The organism is Nocardia sp. CA-107356 (genome assembly GCF_050946365.1).
Lineage (GTDB): Bacteria > Actinomycetota > Actinomycetes > Mycobacteriales > Mycobacteriaceae > Nocardia.
The window spans coordinates 9547569-9565896 of record NZ_CP191992.1 but is presented as its reverse complement, the minus strand read 5'-3'; the positions used below and the strand labels follow the sequence as shown (position 1 = coordinate 9565896).

At 65.9% G+C, this 18328-nt stretch carries 13 protein-coding genes; 6 read left to right on the top strand and 7 right to left on the bottom strand.

Annotation, left to right across the window (positions count from 1 at the left end):
- Positions 1 to 30: 30 nt before the first annotated feature.
- From ACQP1G_RS42955 to ACQP1G_RS42945, 3 genes are all read right to left on the bottom strand, one after another.
- Positions 31 to 1887 carry an ATP-binding cassette domain-containing protein gene (locus ACQP1G_RS42955; protein WP_433195983.1) on the bottom strand — a complete coding sequence of 619 codons (1857 nt, stop codon included), beginning with the start codon at positions 1885 to 1887 and terminating at the stop codon, positions 31 to 33.
- Positions 1888 to 1915: 28 nt separating this feature from the next.
- Positions 1916 to 3100 (bottom strand): type III polyketide synthase, encoded by a 1185-nt coding sequence (locus tag ACQP1G_RS42950; protein WP_433209311.1) that lies wholly within the window; start codon positions 3098 to 3100, stop codon positions 1916 to 1918.
- Between the two features lie 90 nt (positions 3101 to 3190).
- Complete coding sequence (locus tag ACQP1G_RS42945) at positions 3191 to 4660, bottom strand: cytochrome b5 domain-containing protein (RefSeq protein ID WP_433195981.1); 1470 nt, start codon at positions 4658 to 4660, stop codon at positions 3191 to 3193.
- Positions 4661 to 5091: 431 nt separating this feature from the next.
- On the opposite strand from ACQP1G_RS42945, the gene ACQP1G_RS42940 reads away from it, so the two are divergent.
- Positions 5092 to 5925 (top strand): LppX_LprAFG lipoprotein, encoded by an 834-nt coding sequence (locus tag ACQP1G_RS42940; RefSeq protein WP_433195979.1) that lies wholly within the window; start codon positions 5092 to 5094, stop codon positions 5923 to 5925.
- An 88-nt stretch (positions 5926 to 6013) separates the two neighbouring features.
- Here the strand turns inward: ACQP1G_RS42940 and ACQP1G_RS42935 are convergent, their stop codons facing one another.
- The 4 genes from ACQP1G_RS42935 to ACQP1G_RS42920 form a co-directional block, all read right to left on the bottom strand.
- The gene (locus ACQP1G_RS42935) at positions 6014 to 7408 is read right to left on the bottom strand and encodes a sensor histidine kinase (RefSeq protein ID WP_433195977.1); all 1395 of its coding nucleotides are present in this window, start codon (positions 7406 to 7408) and stop codon (positions 6014 to 6016) included.
- Positions 7409 to 7415: 7 nt separating this feature from the next.
- On the bottom strand, positions 7416 to 8135 hold the full coding sequence (locus tag ACQP1G_RS42930) for a response regulator transcription factor (protein ID WP_433195975.1): 720 nt from the start codon (positions 8133 to 8135) through the stop codon (positions 7416 to 7418).
- 174 nt (positions 8136 to 8309) lie between these two features.
- Positions 8310 to 8696: a hemophore-related protein gene (locus ACQP1G_RS42925; protein WP_433195973.1), complete on the bottom strand. Its 387-nt coding sequence runs from the start codon at positions 8694 to 8696 to the stop codon at positions 8310 to 8312.
- A gap of 146 nt (positions 8697 to 8842) precedes the next feature.
- Positions 8843 to 10840 (bottom strand): AMP-binding protein, encoded by a 1998-nt coding sequence (locus ACQP1G_RS42920; protein WP_433209308.1) that lies wholly within the window; start codon positions 10838 to 10840, stop codon positions 8843 to 8845.
- A 405-nt stretch (positions 10841 to 11245) separates the two neighbouring features.
- On the opposite strand from ACQP1G_RS42920, the gene ACQP1G_RS42915 reads away from it, so the two are divergent.
- The 5 genes from ACQP1G_RS42915 to ACQP1G_RS42895 are packed head-to-tail and all read left to right on the top strand — an operon-like array spanning position 11246 to position 18256.
- Positions 11246 to 15310, top strand: coding sequence for an ATP-binding protein (locus tag ACQP1G_RS42915; protein ID WP_433195971.1), 4065 nt, complete (start codon positions 11246 to 11248; stop codon positions 15308 to 15310).
- On the top strand, positions 15307 to 15720 hold the full coding sequence (locus ACQP1G_RS42910) for a roadblock/LC7 domain-containing protein (RefSeq protein WP_011207200.1): 414 nt from the start codon (positions 15307 to 15309) through the stop codon (positions 15718 to 15720). The genes ACQP1G_RS42915 and ACQP1G_RS42910 overlap by 4 nt, the downstream gene beginning before the upstream one ends.
- A gap of 7 nt (positions 15721 to 15727) precedes the next feature.
- Complete coding sequence (locus ACQP1G_RS42905; RefSeq protein ID WP_040686485.1) at positions 15728 to 16102, top strand: DUF742 domain-containing protein; 375 nt, start codon at positions 15728 to 15730, stop codon at positions 16100 to 16102.
- Positions 16083 to 16685 (top strand): GTP-binding protein, encoded by a 603-nt coding sequence (locus tag ACQP1G_RS42900; RefSeq protein WP_174414979.1) that lies wholly within the window; start codon positions 16083 to 16085, stop codon positions 16683 to 16685. Before ACQP1G_RS42905 ends, ACQP1G_RS42900 begins: the two co-directional genes overlap by 20 nt.
- A gap of 32 nt (positions 16686 to 16717) precedes the next feature.
- Positions 16718 to 18256 carry a carboxyl transferase domain-containing protein gene (locus tag ACQP1G_RS42895; protein WP_433195969.1) on the top strand — a complete coding sequence of 513 codons (1539 nt, stop codon included), beginning with the start codon at positions 16718 to 16720 and terminating at the stop codon, positions 18254 to 18256.
- The last annotated feature ends 72 nt before the right edge of the window (positions 18257 to 18328 follow it).

Below are 18328 nucleotides of genomic sequence, written 5' to 3'. Positions count from 1 at the left end.
AGTTCGGTAAGGGCCGTAGGTGAATTCGGGTCACGAAAGCTCGAGGCCGGTGCGCTCCTCGATCGGTGTCACATCGACCATTCGGCCGAAATCGAGCTTGACCAGCTGGTCGGCGCAGTCGAAATACCGGTCGTCGTGGGTGATCACGATGACGGTCTTCCCGCGCTTCTGGAGGTCGACGAGGATCTCCCGATAGAAGACGTCGCGGAACTTGGGCTCCTGATCGGCGGCCCACTCGTCGAAGACATAGATCTGCCGATCCTCGAGCAGGGCGGTCAACAGCGCGAGCCGTTTGCGCTGGCCTTGGGACAGATCGATGGTGGACAACCGCCCGTCCTGCACCGTCACCTTGTCCGCGATCTGCAACTGTTCGAGATGGCGGCGCACTGCACCGTCGAGTCCGGGCCGATCGAAGCCCAGGTACTCCTCGAACAGGTGGAAGTCGGTGAAGATGGCCGAGGAGTTCTGCCGGAACCATTCGATGTTCTGGTGGTCGATCGGCTCGCCATTGAGTGACAGCGTCCCGGACTGCGGCACGTACAGGCCCGTGATGAGCTTGGCCAGTGTGGATTTGCCGCTGCCGTTACCGCCGACGATGAAGGTGATCTGCCCGGGTTCGAAGACCAGGTCGAGCGGGCCGAGTCGGAATCCGGACCCGCCGTTGCCAGCCTCCGGTGGCGGCCCGAGAGGTACCGGGCGGTTGTCGTGCCCGCTGTGGTCGACGAATCGATGGCCGTTGACATCCGGTCGCGGCCCGCCGGGGCGTGGACCACGGCCGGGCGGATGCGCGCCCCGACCCGGTCCGCCGGGACCCGGTGGCGGCGCGCCGGGAGCGGGCGCACCCGGACGAGGCGGAAACGGCGGTGGCGGTTCCATCCGGTAGCTGTAGCTCACATTCGTCAGCGCCAGCCGCGCCTCGCCGACGGCGGGACGCTCGGTGAACGGCAACTGCTCCTCGTTGTGCATGGTCTCCATGGACAGGTTCATGGCGCGGATCTTCGCCAGCGCCACATCACCGCGCAGCAGGTCCGGAATGCGGTGCATGAAATTCTGCATCGGCATCGCCAGGAACGTCGTCACCAGGACGTAGCCGACCATGACATCGCGCGACAGATCGAGCGGTGCGACGAGTACGAACAGGATCAGCGCCATCGTGGTGAGCTGCAACGCCTGCCCGAATCCTTGCGCCACCGAGAATTTGGATCCGGCATCCACGTTCTGCGCGCGCAGTGTCGCGGCCGAACCGAGCAGATGCCGATCCATGAAGTCCCGGCGCCGCCCGCGATGCAGCTTCAACTCTTTGATGCCGAGCGTCACGGCCTGGTACGACCGCAATAGCGCGTCCTCGTTCTCGCGCGCCTCGCGATAGATTTTGCGCACCCGCCCGAGAATCAGCTCGACACAGGCGATCCCGAGCAGCGTGCCCGCCACGGTGACCGCGAACAGCGGACCCGAGACCACCAAGAGGAAGACGAAGCAGCCGACGATGGTGGCCACATCGATGCAGATGCTCGGGATGGCGGTCACCGCTTGCGAGAGCGAGCGCACATCCTCGGTCAGCGTCGCCATCAGGCGATGCATGCCGAGCCGTTCCAAATGCTCGAGCGGGGCCGAGACGATCCCGGAACTCAAATCCGCACGCAGCCGGTAGATCGCGTCCTGGGCGAGGTGGATCAGCAGCACCTGCGATGCCACGCCACTGATCAGAATGACCAGTCCCGTCATGGCGAAGCTCTGCAGGTTGACGTTCGGATGCGGTTCCGGCGATACGACACCCCGGATGAGTGTCACCAGATAGGTGTTGGCCGCACCGCAGATGAGGCCCGCGGCGATGACGGCCGCGATCCGCATCCAGGAGATCGAGATGAGGAATCGGATGAGTTGCATGGTTGCTGCGCTCCCTGAGACCGGTGCGTTACCGGCGAATGACGTCGAAGATCATGCCTTCGAGGGTGACCCCCGGCGCGAAGGAGAACGCCACACCGGTCGAGATCGGCTTCGCCGTCTCTGCCTGCTGAATCATTTGTTCCAGCACGAAGATCAGCGATACGCTCAGCATATTGCCGAACCTGGCAAGGACATCCCAGCTCAGCGCCGCCCGCTCCGGCGCGATTCCCAGTGAATGCACGGACTCCTCGATGATCTTGGGCCCACCTGGATGGATCGCCCACAGATCGACATCGGACTTCCGCAATCCATTGCGTCGCAAGACGTCGGTGACAACGGGATCGACCCCGCTGTAGATGTACTCGGGCAGATTCTCCGACAGCTCACAGGTGATGCCGTTGTGGTTGACGCCGAGCACGATGCCGTCCTCGGCGCCGTCGAAGAGCTGGCTGAAGCTGTCTCGGATCACCACTTTGCCGGGTGCCAGCGGCTGTTGGACCTGACCCGCGCCGATGACGACCGCCCCGCACCCGTCCCCGAACAGGCTGTGGATGATCACATCGTTGACATTGTCGTCGAAGACGGCGTTCACCGAGCTGAGCTCGATGCACACCACCATCGCCTTCTTATCCGGATGCGCCCGAACGTAATCCACGGCGGTGCGAATACCGTTCATAGCGGCCGCACATCCCATGAAGTTCACCACCACCCGGCCCACCGTCGGCGACAGACCGAGCTGCTTCACCATGGCGACGTCGACTCCGGGGGCGATGAAACCGGTGCTGGTCACGAAGACGAGCAACCCGATTTCCGCCGCCGCGTCGTCGAGACCGGCGAGTGCCCGCCCGGCGACATCGACCGCCAGCGGCACCGCGTGCCGGTAGTACAGGTTCATCCGGTCCCGGATCGTGCCGGGATCCCTACTGAACGGCAGGAATTCGGGGTCGAGCGGATCGACGACCATGCGACGGGTGTCGATCTTGGTCTTCTGGTAGATCCGTGAGATCCGTGCCCGCTGCCGCGGATCGGTGAACAGCTCGGCGACCCGGTCGGCGGCGTCGTCTTGATCCACGAGCCGACTCGGTGCACCGGTCGCGATGCTCTCGATCACGCCGACCGTGGTCGGTGGCGCCGGCGGCAGCCCGTGCTCGGCGAGGTTGTGGCCGTGCTCGTTCCCCTGGCGAGCCGCCGACGGTCCCTCATCGATGGTGATAGACACGAAATTCTCCCCGTTCTTATGAAATGGTGATCGGCGCCGCCGTCGGAATGCGGCTCGATCGGTCGATCGGTCAGCGGAATCGGTTCAGACCGTGCCGATGCCGGTGAACCCCTGAACCGTGTAGACCGCGCAGGTCTTCAACGCCGCGGGCGCACAATGCTCGCGGAGGAAGCCCCACTTCCGCTCCTCCGCTTCGTGCGAAGGCGCCAAAAGGTATGTGCGGCAGAGTTTCGGGAACCGATCGGTGAAGAAGCTCTTCGCTGGAAGCCACTCGACACCGAATTTCGCCGACTCCTCACGCAATACGTCCTCGGTGGCGATATTGGCGAATCCGCTGCGCTGGAACGGCAGGACGTGATGTACGCGGTGTGAACTCAGACCTGCCGCGAGAAAGCAATCGACATAACGGTTTCCGATCACCTGGAGGTCGTAGGCCTGCTCGATTTGGTTGACCGCCCAGTCCTCGGTATCGGGAGCCGGGAGTTCCTCGGTCTCCACCTCGAAATCATGGCTCGCGACGACCAGGAAGGTGCTGATCCACAGTGTCATAACGAATTGCAGTGCCCAGGCCCAGAAATCGCCCGCGAGGGTGAATACCACCAACTCGCCGAGCAGTAGTGCGCGCACCCCGAACGATCCGATGAAGTGTGGCAGCGCTCCGCCCCACGTCCCGTACATGTCCTTGATGCCGACTTTTCGAGTGAGTCGGCAGACATCGAGCAGTCGAATCGTCATACCGGTCACCGTGTGCCCGAACTTGTGGATGGTGTGAATAGGCACTCGGTACAACCGGGGCACCCGCATCATCATGGTGAAGACGTTCTTCTTGATATCGACTTCACTCTGGGTATGCGGGTGGTGCAGCAGCGCGTGTCCATCCGCGGTGACGAAAGCCAGTGCCACGTAGTTCAAATCGAAGGCATTCGTATAGATCTTGTTGAGGCCCTTCTGCGCCCGATGGATCGCGTAGTGGCCGAATCCGGCCAGCGAACTGCGCAGCAGCACCATCGCGATCACGAAGACCGGCAACGGCATCCAGCTGCGCTCGAACAGGCGCAGACCCTGTACCGCGAAGTACGCGACAGCCAGCACCGCGACCACGATGTTGAAGATCGTGTCCATGCGCCGCAAGCGCGCGGCCAGCTGCGGCTCTTTCAGGCGAGCCTTCACCTTGTGCAGCAGATCGTCTTTATTGTCGAATCGGTACTTCGGGGTGTCCTGCCAGCTGTCGAAGCCTTCTTTGAACAGGAAATCCGGTGCATTGTTCTTCGGATGGATGTCCTCGGGCAATGCGTCGCGGCCGAGCGCATACCGCTCGAGCATTCGTCCGATGCGTTCCGGATCACGATGGTAGGACCCGATGATGGAGGTGATATCGCGATTTTTCGTTCGCCCGATGAAGAACTCCCCGCCGGGATGCTTGGATATCCAGTCGCTCAGATCGTAGGCTTTTCCGTTGTAAACCCACACATTTGAGATTTGCGGGCCACCAGGAGGCGGGCCGGGCGGTCGACGGAAGTCCCGCTCCTCCGCTTCTGGCCGGCTGTTCGTCATCGCATTCCTCCGTGTCTGATCCGCGGTTCGGTGGCCGTTCTCGGCCCCGGGGTTATGGCGTGTATCGCGGACAGGCGCGGGGGCGCATCACCCGGCGTACCGGATGTCCCCCCGAAGTCGCACGCGTTGCTCGAGTGTTCATGACAGCATCGTGCTTCCAGCGCCTTACATCTCACCAAACAATCCCTTAACCCGGTAACTTTCGCGTCGGATTCCCCCCGATCTCTGCGAGAAGACCGAACCAAGGGTAACGTCGGCACCCGCAGCATGCGCGGTTCGCCTGGACTTCGCCTTGCGAACCGGGTCGAGTTGGCCTGCGGGACAGGCTAATCTGGCGGGGCAAAATGCTGCACTACACCGGGCGGCAGCACCAGCTGTCCCCGTCAAACCACCGGGTCGTATCGACCTCGCACTCTTCTGGGGGCAGAACATTGAGTGATCTGACAGCGCGAGCACGCACCTCGCACCGAATCCGGCTTCGCCGACCGGGACTCGTGCCCGCCGTGGTCGCGGCGTCGATGTTCGCGGCACTGGTGACGGGTTGCAGCTCCAGCTCCGACTCGAAGTCCACCACTTCGTCCGCGCCGCCTTCGGGCCAACTGCCCGATGCGGCGCAGATCGTGCAGGAGTCCGCCAGAACCACCCAGACTCTGCAGGCCGTGCACCTGAATCTGAAGGTGGACAATCTCACCAGCCTCCCGGTCGAGACCGTGTCGGCGGATGTGACCAACCAGCCGCAGGGCGCCGGTCAGGCCATCGGTGAGGCGAAGGTCAGGACCAAGCCCGAGGCCGACTTCATCCAGGCCAAGTTCCTGGTCGTCGACAAGGTCATGTACGCGCAGACCGGTGGTTCCTCCGCCTACGCCAAAGTGGGTCCGGCCGAACAGATCTACGACCCGGGCGTAATCCTCGACAAGGACAAGGGTCTGGCCAACCTCATCGCCCAGGTGAAGAACCCGAAGGTGGAGGGTCGGGAAAAGCTCGATGGCACCGACACCGTGAAGATCTCCGGAACTATCGACTCCTCGGTGATCGATCCCATCGTGCCCAAGTCGGGCGACCCGGCCGGTACCTTCCCGATCACCCTGTGGATCGCGGATGTCGCGCCGCCGTCGGGTTCGGCATCGGCACTGCCGTCGCAGGCCGCCTCGCCCGGCACCGGCCCGAATCTGGTTCAGGCGGTTGTCAAGCGGGATCCGGGCACCATCAAGGTGACGCTGTCGGCGTGGGGTAAGCCGGTCAAGGTCACTGCGCCCCCGAAGTAGGGCATCGACTCGGCGAACCGGCCCGGGAAGTGCGAAGCGGCAATAGTTGTCGCCGGCATCCCGGGCCGGTTCTCGTTTCCCGGTTCGGTCAGACGTTGGTCCGGCGTTCCGGCAGATCCAGCACCAAGCGCACGCCACCGAGTGGACTGTCATCGAAAAAGGCTCGGCCGCCGTGTAGTTGGGCCTGCTGGGCGACGAGGGCGAGGCCGAGACCGGATCCGCCCTTACTGGCCCGACTGCCGCGGAAGAACCGTTCGAAGACGGCACTGCGTTCCTCGACGGGGATGCCGTGGCCGTTGTCGTCGACGGTGATCAGTATGTGGCCGTTGGGAATCCGGTGCGCGGAGACCACTGCCTCGGTCGCGCCACCGTGTTTGACCGAGTTCGCCAGTGCGTTGTCCACGGCAAGGCGCAGTCCCGCGGGCAGGCCGCGGGTGATCAGCTCGGCATCGGTATCGATGCGTACGGTCAGTCCGGGGAAGTGCCGCATGGCATCGTGTGCGGCTTGATCGCACAGGTCGCCGACGTCGGTATCGACGTGATCGCGCTCATGTGTGAGATCGCCCGAAGCCAGACGTTCCAATGCGGCCAAGGTGGTTTCGACGCGGCCCTGGCTGCGCTGCACGTCGGCGAGGATTTCGGCGCGCTGAGCCTCGTCCAGGTCGAGGGTGCGCAACACCTCCAGATCGGTGCGCATCGCGGTGAGCGGCGTGCGCAATTCATGTGCAGATACGGCCGCGAAATCCCGCGCGGTCTCCAGCGCGGCGGCGGTTTCGCTCTGCGCCTGATCCACCCGCTGCAGCAGGGTGTTCACCGCCTCGGCGAGCTTCTCCGCCTCTCTGACTCCGGATCCGTCGACCGGAGCCTGTGGGTTGTCCGGATCGCGATAGCCGCTGCGCGTGCCGACCTGTCGGGTGAGATCGACGATCGGACGCACCGCGCGGCCCGCGAGCAGCCAGCCGAGTGCGGCCGCGGTGGCGATCGCCAAACCGGCTCCGGCCAGGACCCAGCGCTGTTGCTCGGCAGTTGCGCGCGCCGCCTCGGTGGCTGGAATGCCCAGGGAGACAACCCGTCCCGCCGGCTGGTTCTCGGTGGTGGTCAGCACGCGGAACGGGGTGCCGTTCACGGTCACGGAATGCGATCCGATCGGCTGTTCGGGTAGACGGATCGGTGTGCTCGCCACGATCGTGTTGTTATCGCGGACCGTCACCGCCATGTCGTAGGTCGGACCGACCAAACCGAGGACGCCGACGGCCAGCACCGAATCGATGAGCACCAGTCGCGATGCGATGGTCAGTTGCTGATCGGTCTGGGCCAGATTGTTGCGCTCGATGGCCTGCGAGGAGAGCACACCGATGATCGTGACGATGATGATCGCCCCGACCGCGGCTGCTCCGGCCACCCGGGTGCGCAGCGAGAACGTGCGCCGCCGCGGTGTGGTGGGAGTCGTTGTGCTGGAGGATAGCTGAGACTCTGAGGTCATCGCGAGCTCACTTGGGCGCTCGCAGTACGAATCCGACACCGCGGACCGTATGCAGCAGCCGCGGCGTGCCCTCCACCTCCAGCTTGCGCCGCAGATACCCGACGAAGACATCTACGACATTGGTATCGGCGGCAAAGTCGTAGCCCCACACCAATTCCAGTAGCCGCTCGCGGCTCAGCACCACGCCCACATTGCGCGCCAGAGTGGACAGCAGCTCGAATTCACGCTTGGTGAGCTCGATTTCGCGTCCGTCGAGCAGTGCGCGGTATCCGGCGACATCGACCTCGAGCGGCCCTACGGCGATCGCACCGGGGGTGACCGGAGCGGGGACGTCCGAGCGGCGGCGCAGCAGTGCTTTGATCCGCGCCACCAATTCGGCTAGGACGAACGGTTTGGTCAGATAGTCGTCGGCGCCGGATTCCAGTCCGGAGATCCGGTCGTCGACGGAGGCGCGGGCACTGAGCACACAGATCGGGACGTCATTGCCGAGGGCGCGCAATGCCGTCACCACGCCCGCACCGTCGAGCACCGGCATATTCATATCGAGCACGACCGCATCCGGCGCCTGCTCGGTCACGCTGCGCAGTGCCTCGGCGCCGTCCCGGGCCACCCGCACCTGAAAGCCGGACAGGCGCAGCCCGCGCTCGACCGAGGCGAGCACATCCTCGTCATCGTCGACGACGAGGACGGTCGGGTTCGCATTGCGCTCGTTGGTCACATCGTTCATTCTGCTCCCCGCCTCCCCGGATGCTCGTGCATACCAGCAGGTGCCGCTATGTTTGCGTACCGTTCCCGCGTCGGATGCCCCGGGACCATCGGGCGCACCCGACGCGTCACCGATGTCTTGCCGAACCGGTCGGCCGATCGGCATCCGGGGAGTCACTCGGCGTGTCGGAAGCCGTCAGTAGTTGTGGCAGGACTCGGCGACTGTGCGGATCGTCTCGGCGAGACTGCCTGAGCGCTGGTCGTTCTCGGCGTCCTTCGCGGCGTCGGGGTTCGCGTCGATGGCGGCCTGCAGTTCGGCGCGCCGCTGTTCGACCGGCTGGTCGAACTTGCGCTGCAGTTCGGCCTTCTGGGTCGGGTTGGCGTCGAGCATCGCCGCCAGTTGCGGAGCCTTGGCGTGCAGCGCCGCATCGACCTGCGCGAAGGTGCAGTCGGAGTTCAGCAGCGGCCCGGCCAGTGTCATCGGATCCGCGGCCGCGATGGCCGGGGAGAGCAACATGGCCACACTGGCCGTTGCGCCCGCGGCGAGAGCGGCGACGGCCGGGCGACTGCGGAAGAGCTTCATGGTGTGCCTCCAGATCTTTGAGGGTGCTGCGTCTTCGAGAGGTGCTGTGGGGGTCCAGCGCCCTAGACGCTATTGCGCCGCGCTGGCACATGTGTGAGCTATCCCTGAGGATTCCCTAAGGGGTGAAACGCCGCGGCGTCGCAAAGTTATGACGGCACAACGGGATCGCCGTTGGAGGCGACGGCTTCCGGACCCGGATCCTGCGGGCGACTGGCCTGGATCTGCACTTCCAGTGCGGCGAGCACCGAGGGATCTTCGATGGTGGATGGCACCTCGTAGGGGTCGCCCGCGGTGATCTGACGGATCGTCTTGCGCAGGATCTTGCCGGATCTGGTCTTGGGCAGTGCGGAGACGATGACCGCGTCGTGCAGCGTGGCGATCGCGCCGATCTGTTCGCGCACCCGTGCGATCAGTTCCTCCCGCAGGCGGTCCGGATCGATGTCGACGCCGGATTTGAGCACCACGTACGCGATCGGCCGCTGGCCCTTGAGCTCGTCGGGGAGCCCGATCACCGCGCATTCGGCGACCGCGGCATGCCCGGCGATGGCGGCCTCGATGCTGCCCGCCGAGAGCCGGTGTCCGGCCATATTGATCACGTCATCGCTGCGGCCGAGTACGAACAGGTATCCGTCCTCGTCGAAATATCCGGAGTCGCCGGTGAGGTAGTGGCCTGGAAAGGCCGACATATAGGACCGTTGGAAGCGTTCTTCGTCGCGCCATAGGCCGGTCAGCGTGCCGGGCGGCAGTGGTAGCCCGATGACGATATTGCCTTCGGTGCCCGGCGCTACCGGATTGCCCTCGGCGTCGAGCACCCGCAGTCGATAGCCGGGGACCGGCACCGACGCCGAGCCCGCCTTGATCGGAAGCTGCTGGAGGCCGAGCAGATTCGCGCAGATCGGCCAGCCGGTCTCGGTCTGCCACCAGTGGTCGACCACCGGGCAGTCCGTCCGGTCGGCGAGCAATATCTCGCTGGCCCACTCGTAGGTGGCCGGATCGAGGCGTTCCCCGGCGCAGAACAGCGCACGCATACCGGACAGGTCGTGGGCGCGCGCCAGCGCCGCGTCCGGATCGGCTTTGCGGATGGCGCGCAGCGCGGTCGGCGCCGTGAACAGCACCCGGACGTTGTGCTCGGCGACCACCCGCCAGTAAGCACCCGCATCCGGAGTTCCGACCGGTTTGCCCTCGTAGAGCAGAGTTGTCGCGCCGACCAGCAGTGGCGCGTACACGATGTAGGAGTGTCCGACGACCCAGCCGACATCGGAGGCCGCCCACATCACCTGGCCGGGACCGACGTCGTAGATATTGCGCATCGACCAGGCCAGCGCAACCGCATGTCCGCCGTTGTCCCGGACCACGCCCTTCGGCTTCCCGGTGGTACCCGAGGTGTAGAGGATGTAGAGCGGATCGGTCGCGGCGACCGGCACCGGATCGGCGGATGGCGCATCTCGGACGGCGTCGTCCCAATCGAGCCATTGCGCCGCGACGGTCTGGCTGGAACTCGGCAGTGATTCGGTGGCGGGCTGCGGGGCGGGGAAGTGGATCGTCGGGAACTGTGGGCGCTGCTTCACGATCACGTGACGTGGCGCGTTGGTCTCGGCGAGGTCCAATGCATGCAGCACGATCGGCGGATAGTCGACCGTTCGGCCCGGCTCCAAGCCGCCAGAGGCTGTGACGATGAGCACAGGCTCGGCATCGTCGATGCGGGCCGCGAGCTCGGGTGCGGCGAAGCCGCCGAAGACCACCGAATGCACCGCGCCGATGCGGGCGCAGGCCAGCATGGCGATCACGGCCTCCGGGATCATCGGCAGGTAGATGACGACGCGGTCACCCGTCGCGACCCCCAAACGGACCATCGCACCGGCGAACTCGGCAACCTTCGCAAGCAGTTCGGCGTAGGTGAAAACGCCTCTGGTGCCGGTCATAGCGGAGTCGTATATTAGGGCGGGCTGATCGGCCCGGCTCACCTCGTCCGGCGCGGCACCACCGTGCACATGTCGGTCGAGGGCGTTGAAGGAGGTATTGAGGCGAGCATCCGGAAACCACCTGGCCATCGCGCGTGCCGTGGTGTCGACGATCTGGGTTGGCGGGATCTCCCAGTCGATCGCCTCAGCCGCCTCGGCCCAGAACTCAGCGGGATCGACCAAGCTGGTCTGATAGGTCGGCCGGTACTCGTTCCGCCCACTCGTCGCCCGACCACCCCCCGTCGAATCGCTGCCCGATGCTGTGCTCAAACTCGTGCTCCCTAGCCTCGCCTCGATGCCCGCCTCGATAGATCAGCACGATTGTGGCAGACTTCACGCGACGCCCGGGTGGGTGCCGCGACCTTTGGTTTTGCCGACTATCGGCAGGTCAAGGCCCGTAGCTATACTCAACGTCACCCAAGCTGTTATTGATCCGTTAGAATCTGATGTCACTTATTTGGGCCGTCGTAGACGCAATTTCTCGGCCAGCCGCAGTTCCTCGGCCAGCTCTGCCTGTCGAGCCAGCATGCGATTGTCTAGGTTCGCTGATGGCACGTGGTTGGGGCCAGTTTGGAAAGTGAGTGGGAGATGCGTGACGCCGCAAGGTCCGGCAGCAAACGCTGGGCGCTCGGCAACTGGGACCTGCGCTGGAAGGTTACGGCGGTCCTGGCCGTTCCGCTGGCAGTCGCGGTTGGGCTCGGCGTGTCCAGGATTACCAATGAGTTCGCCGCCGCGAACCGCCTGGACGCCGCCGCCGCGAACATCGAGGCGATTCCGGCCGTCACCGCGCTGAGTGCGCAGACGGCGACGACAGCGGGCTCGCAGATGATTTCGATCATGCCCGGTGTGTCGATTGTGTCCGACAAGAACCTGGCCGACCTCGACAAGGTCATCGCCGATGCCGAGCAGTCGGTCGGCAAGGTCGACGGGGTCGCGGGCGCACGTGCGGCGCTGGACAGCATGATCACCCAGGCCAAGGCCGTGCGCGCGCAGGGCAAGAACGTCACGACGCAGACACCGGCCGAAGTCATCGGGATGATCGACAAGGTCCGCAATGACAGTGTGCGCATCGTCGAGGCCACGGTCGGCCAGGTCAGCGACCAGGCGATCGAACAGGCGAAGCTCCGGCTGGTCGACTCGCTGAACACCCGTGCCGCGCTGGTCGGCGAGGTCGCCGCATTCCCCGAGGTGCTGCGCGGTTCGGCGACCGGTGTGCAGAGTGCGCTCACGGCAGCCAATACCGAGCGGGCGATGCTCAACGTGCTCGCCCACCGCTTCGCGGATGCCGATTCCTCGATCGCCGACCTGCGGGCCGGTATCGATAACCGGATCTCGCTGCTGACCAGCCCGGAGGCACAGTCCGGCAAGATCCCGGTCGGTGATCTGAAGAACTCGCTCACGGGCAGCCTCGATGTCTACGAGCGCGTGGTCAACAAGTCGACCAAGGACATCGACACGGCGATGAACTCGCTGGTGTCCACGGCCAATACCGATGCGTGGACCTACACCGCGGTCGTCATCGCGACGATTCTCGCCGCGCTGCTGCTCGCGGTCTTCGTCGCGCGCTCGATGATCGTGCCGCTGCACCGGCTGCGGTTGGCGGCGTTGCGAGTGGCGGAGAGTGATCTGCCACACGAGGTCGCCCAGCTGCGCAACGGCGCATCCCCCGAGGATGTGCCGCTGGAGCCGATGCCGATCCGCAGCACCGAGGAGATCGGTCAGCTGGCCCGCGCCGTCGACGACATCCACGGCCAGGCCCTGCGTTTGGCCAGTGACCAGGCGCAGATGCGTGCCCAGGTCAATGACATGTTCGAAACCCTGGCCCGGCGTTCCAAGTCGCTCGTCGATCACCAGCTCAGCTTGATCGAGGCGATGGAGTACGACGAGAAGGATCCCCGCCTGCTGGAAAACCTGTTCCGGCTGGACCATCTCGCGGCTCGTATGCGCCGTAACGGCGACAACCTGCTGATCCTCGCGGGTACCAGGCAACGGCGCAGCAAGTCCGCGCCGGTCGAGATCGCGGACGTGCTGCGTGCGGCGATCTCCGAGGTCGAGGACTACGAGCGGGTGAAGCTCGGTGCGACACCGCGTGGTTCGCTGGTCGAGCCGGCCGCCTCGGATATGGCACATCTGTTCGCCGAGCTGCTGGACAACGCGCTACGCGCCTCGCCGCCGGAGACCGATGTGAAGTTCACCTTCGCGCAGGGCCACGACCAGGGCATGCTCATCGAGGTCGCGGACCGCGGCATCGGTATGCCGCCTGCCGAGATGGCCGATATCAACCGGCGGCTCGAGCAGACCGCCGAGCCGGGGCCGGATACCGCCCGACACATGGGTCTTTTCGTGGTCGGCCGACTGGCCGAACGGCACGGGCTCACCGTGCGGCTACGTCCGACCTTCGACACCGCCAGAGATCCCGGCGTCACGGTCACCGTGCACGTTCCGATGAAACTCATCGTGCTCGGACAGGGACAGACCACCGCGATGCCGCAGGCGGCGCCGCAGGTCTCCGCCGGTGGGCAGCAGCGGCCGTCGACTCAGTCGGCGATGCAGACACGGGCGATCACCAGGACGCCGGGCGGCAATGTCATGGTCACCGTCGATCCCGGTGTCAGCGGCCCGATTCCGGTCAGCAGTCCGGCGCCGTCCGCGAGCAGCGGGCCGATTCCGGCGGCAGGCGGTCTCCCGCAGCGTTCGCCCGGCTCGACCATGTCCTCTCCGTCCGCGGGGCTGCGTCAGGATTCGGCGCAATCGAATTCGACCCTGCGTCCCGCGTCCGGGCAGGCGCCGAGTGGTCCGCAGCGCGGCAAGCTCGCCGCGGCGAGCCTGCCCAAGCGCAATGTCACTCCCGGCGGTCCACCGCCGAACCGGCCGGGCGCCGAGCCGACCATCTCCGGTGGCGGTCTGCCGCCACGGAATCTGAGTACACCATCGCGCAGCGATTCGTTGGGGGGCGGCGGTCGGGAGACAGGTGGTCTGCCGCAGCGTCAGCCCGGCACGAATGGTGTGCCGCAGCCCGAGGGCGGTCCGGCCGGTGGCGGTCTGCCGCAGCGTCAGCCGGGCAGCAATGGTGCGCCGCAGCGCGAGGGCGCTGGTGGTGGTCTGCCGCAGCGTTCGTCGGGTTTGAACGGGTTGCCGCAGCGGGAACCGGGCGCGGGTGGTGTGCCGCCGCGCGATACGGGTTCCGGCCTACCGCAGCGTGATGCCGGTTCGGGTCTACCGCAGCGTGATTCGGGACTGAACGGTCTCCCGTCGCGCGACACCGGTTCGGGCCTGCCGCAGCGTGATTCGGCTTCGGGTGGTTTGCCCCAGCGCGAGCCCGGTGCGACCGGTCTGCCGCAGCGTCAGTCGCCCGCGGCGAATCTGCCGCAGCGCGAGACGCCGAACGGTTTGCCGCAGCGTGATGCCGGAGCCAGCGGTTTGCCGCAGCGTGATTCGGCGTCCGGTGGCCTGCCACAGCGGGAATCCGGACTGAGCGGTCTGCCGCAGCGTGATGCCGGTTCGGGTCTACCGCAGCGGGACCCCGCTTCCGGTGGTCTGCCGCAGCGTGATTCGGCTCTGGGTGGTCTGCCGCAGCGGGATACCGGCTCGAACGGTTTGCCGCAGCGTGATTCGGCGTCCGGTGGTCTACCGCAGCGTGAGTCGGGTCTGACCGGTCTCCCGCCGCGGGACACCGGTTCGGGTCTGCCGCCGCGGGACACCGGTTCGGGTCTGCCGCAGCGTGATGCTGGTTCGGGTCTGCCGCAGCGTGATGCTGCTTTGGGCGGTTTGCCCCAGCGTGATTCTGCTTTGGGCGGTTTGCCCCAGCGGGAGGCCGGTGCGACCGGTCTGCCGCAGCGTCAATCGCCCGCGGCGAATCTGCCGCAGCGTGAGGCGCCGACCGGTCTGCCGCAGCGGCAGTCGGGTGCGCAGCCGCCGAGCGGTCTGCCGCAGCGCGATGGCTTGCCGTCTCGCGATGGCCTGCCGTCTCGCGATGGCTTACCGTCCCGCGATAGCCTGCCGTCCCGCGATAGCCTGCCGTCTCGCGACGGTCTCCCGCAGCGGGAGCCGGGCGTGATCGGTCTGCCCCAGCGTGAGCCGGGTGCGACCGCACTGCCGCGCCGGGAAGTCCCACCGGGTGTCGCTCTGCCGCGGCGGGATCGCGGTTTGACCCAGCCCGCGGCGAGCGGCGAGTTGTCCGCGGTCTCCGAGGGCGGAACCTCGACCGCACCGCGCGATCCGGGGCGGCACAGCTTCAAGCCGGATCCGGAGAAGGCGGCGTCGTTCTTCCAGACCAGGTTGCAGCCAGCGGTCGATTCTGATTCTGTGATGGGCGGCACCCCGATCTTCGCCGAAATGATGTCGGCGTGGCTCTCCGATCCGAATGCGGACCGGTCCCAAGTGGCCGCCTCGTTCGAATCACCGGGTGACGAAGGATGGCAGGCGGCCCGCCGCGCGAGTGAGGCCCAGAGCGAAATAAAGACGGCTGCCGGGTTGCCGCAACGCAATCCGGGCGGGAGGCTGGTCCCCGGCGGTGTCAACGGCAACGCTGATCGCACGGCGCGTCGCGATCCAGAAACGATCAGGTCCAGCTTGAGTCGTCACCAGCAGGGCGTCCGGGATGGCCGCGCAATGAAGGCAATGAACCTAACCGGAGATAAAGGAGACCGATGAACCCCGATCTAGGTGGTACGAATCGTCAGCTGGATTGGCTGGTTTCGAACTTCGCCAACGAGGTTCCTGGCGTAGCTCATGCTGTCCTGGTCTCGGCTGACGGCCTACTCATGGCGGCGAGCGCGCAGCTGCCGGTGGACCGTGCCGAACAGCTCTCGGCGGTCACCGCTGGGCTGGCCAGCCTCTCAGTGGGCGTCTCGAACCTGTTCGAAGGCGGCACCGTGTTGCAGTCGGTGGTCGAGATGGAGCACGGCTACCTGCTACTCATGGCAGTCGGCGACGGCTCGTATCTCGCGGTGCTGACCAATACGTCCTGCGATATCGGCCAGGTCGGCTACGAAATGGCCTTGTTGGTCGAGCGTGTGGGTCAGACGGTGCAGGCCACGCCACGCGTCACGATGGGTTCCTGATGGTGGGATGGATATAGACGATCACCGCATGGGGAGCGCCGAGCCGAGTCTCGTTCGCCCATACTCCTTGACTGCGGGCCGTACCAGGCCCGCGGTCGAGTTGGCGTTGGAGGCACTTGTCGCATCGCATCCGGTCGCCCTGGAGCGGCAGTTCGAACTGACCAACATCGAGACGTCCATCGTGGAGTTGTGCAGAGAATCGCCGTCCGTTGCTGAAGTAGCGGCGCGTTTGGGTATCCCCATCGGGGTGGCCCGCGTGCTCGTGGCCGACCTCATCGAGGCCGGGCATGTGCGAGTTTCGGCGACTTTGAAAGACGATTCCAGCGACGATGAACGTCGCGAGCTGATCGAAAGGGTTCTCAGTGGACTCCGGCGTATTTGATTCGACGGCACAGGTCGATACCCGCACCAGCAAACCAACTTCGGCAAAGATCGTGGTCGCTGGCGGCTTCGGTGTCGGTAAGACCACGTTGGTGGGTGCCGTCTCGGAGATCGTTCCGCTGCGCACCGAGGCATTGGTGACCAATGCCAGCACCGGAATCGACAATCTGACCGGCATTCCGATGAAGTCGACCACCACGGTGGCGATGGACTTCGGCCGGATCAGTCTCGCCGACGATCTGGTGTTGTACTTGTTCGGCACGCCGGGCCAGTATCGATTCTGGTTCATGTGGGACGACCTGATCCGCGGCGCCATCGGCGCGGTGGTGCTGGTCGACACCCGCAGACTCGAGGACAGCTTCGCCGCCGTCGACTACTTCGAGGCGCGCAACCTACCGTTCCTGGTGGCGCTCAACGAATTCGACGACGCACCGCGGTATCCGATCGAGGACATCCGTCAGGCCCTCGCGGTGCCTGCGGATGTGCCGATCCTGTCCATCGACGCCCGCCGTCGGGAGCCCGCCAAGCAGGCGCTGGTTTCGCTCACCGAATATGCGCTACGCAAGGTCATGCAGGGTTACTGAGCATGTGCGAAGCCGGTGGCTAAGCTCGCTCGGTGAGGATTTCCGCGCGGGAGCTGCTCGGGCAACTGCTCGATTCGGACTCGTATATCAGCTGGGACCGGCCACCGGTAACGGTGGCCGGGTCCCCGCGGTACCGCGAGGATCTGCGTAAGGCCGCGGTGGCGGCCGGGACCGATGAGTCCGTACTCACCGGTGAAGGTCTGCTGCGCGGTCGTCGCGTGGCCGTAATCGCGTGCGAGTTCGGGTTTCTGGCCGGTTCGATCGGCGTGGCCGCGGCGGAGCGGATCGTCGCGGCCGTCGAGCGCGCCACCGAACTCGGTTTGCCCCTGGTGGCATCGCCGACCTCGGGTGGCACCAGGATGCAGGAGGGCACAGTCGCTTTCGTGCAGATGGTCAAGATCGCGGGCGCGGTCGCGGTGCACAAGGCGGCCGGGCATCCTTATCTGGTCTATCTGCGCAATCCCACCATGGGCGGCGTCTTCGCATCCTGGGGTTCGCTGGGGCATATCACCTTCGCCGAACCCGGTGCGCTGATCGGATTTCTCGGTCCACGCGTCTATAAAGCGTTGTACGGCAGGGATTTTCCGGAGGGCGTGCAGGTCGCGGAGAATCTGTACCACAGCGGTGTGATCGATGGGGTTGTGCCGGTGCCCGTGTTCCGTCGGATCGCGCATCGCGCCTTGAGCGTATTGAGCGGTGTCCCGGATTCGGTTGCGACGGAACCCGGTTGGGCCGCACCGGTGCGCGGGCTCACCGGCGGCTCGCGGGTGGCCTCGGCTGATCGGGAGGCGAATGACGCTGTCCCGGCCTGGGATTCGGTGCGGATCTCGCGTCGTCCCGGCAGGCCGGGTATCCGTGATCTATTGCGCCATGTGACGCAACGGGTTCCGCTCAGCGGCACCGGTCAGGGCGAATCCGATCGCACGATCGTGCACGCGCTGGCCCGTTTCCGCGGACAGCCGTGTGTGGTCTTCGGCCACGACCGCTCCGGCCAGCAGGGCGAACACACCATGGGACCCGCCGCGCTGCGGGAGGCACGACGCAGTATGGCGCTTGCTCAGGAGTTGCGGCTGCCGCTGGTGCTGGTGATCGATACGGTTGGCGCCGCCCTGTCGAAGGAGGCCGAGGAGCGCGGGCTCGCACCTGAAATCGCGCGCTGCATAGCGGATCTGGTGACTCTGGACACCCCGACCATCTCGATCCTGCTCGGTCAGGGCACCGGTGGTGGCGCACTGGCCCTGCTCCCGGCCGATCGCGTCCTGGCCGCCACCCACGGCTGGCTCGCGCCGCTGCCGCCCGAGGGCGCCAGCGCGATCGTCTACCGCGATATCGCCCACGCCCCTGAGCTGGCAGAAGCCCAGGGCATACGGGCCGCCGATCTCCTTGTCGACGGTGTGGTCGATCGCATCGTCCCGGAGTTTCCGGACGCCGCCGACGAACCGGTCGACTTCGCCCGCCGCATGGTCGCCGCCATCGCCGACGAGCTGACCGGCCTGCGCGCCCGACCGCTGGACGAACTGCGCGCATCGCGTCACACCCGCTACCGCCGCCTCGGCCTACCCGAACCCTGACCCAGCCCCGATAAGCAGCGAAAATGGTGCTCCGTTCAGCAAACCGGTGGTCAACACGCTGGCGGTATTCGT

Bases quoted from the DNA above. Each gene is read 5' to 3' on its own strand.
- ACQP1G_RS42910 (WP_011207200.1), top strand. From the start codon at position 15,307: ATGAACCCCGATCTAGGTGGTACGAATCGTCAGCTGGATTGGCTGGTT.
- ACQP1G_RS42915 (WP_433195971.1), top strand. From the start codon at position 11,246: ATGCGTGACGCCGCAAGGTCCGGCAGCAAACGCTGGGCGCTCGGCAAC.
- ACQP1G_RS42905 (WP_040686485.1), top strand. From the start codon at position 15,728: ATGGATATAGACGATCACCGCATGGGGAGCGCCGAGCCGAGTCTCGTT.
- ACQP1G_RS42930 (WP_433195975.1), bottom strand. From the start codon at position 8,135: ATGAACGATGTGACCAACGAGCGCAATGCGAACCCGACCGTCCTCGTC.
- ACQP1G_RS42935 (WP_433195977.1), bottom strand. From the start codon at position 7,408: ATGACCTCAGAGTCTCAGCTATCCTCCAGCACAACGACTCCCACCACA.
- ACQP1G_RS42945 (WP_433195981.1), bottom strand. From the start codon at position 4,660: ATGACGAACAGCCGGCCAGAAGCGGAGGAGCGGGACTTCCGTCGACCG.
- ACQP1G_RS42925 (WP_433195973.1), bottom strand. From the start codon at position 8,696: ATGAAGCTCTTCCGCAGTCGCCCGGCCGTCGCCGCTCTCGCCGCGGGC.
- ACQP1G_RS42955 (WP_433195983.1), bottom strand. From the start codon at position 1,887: ATGCAACTCATCCGATTCCTCATCTCGATCTCCTGGATGCGGATCGCG.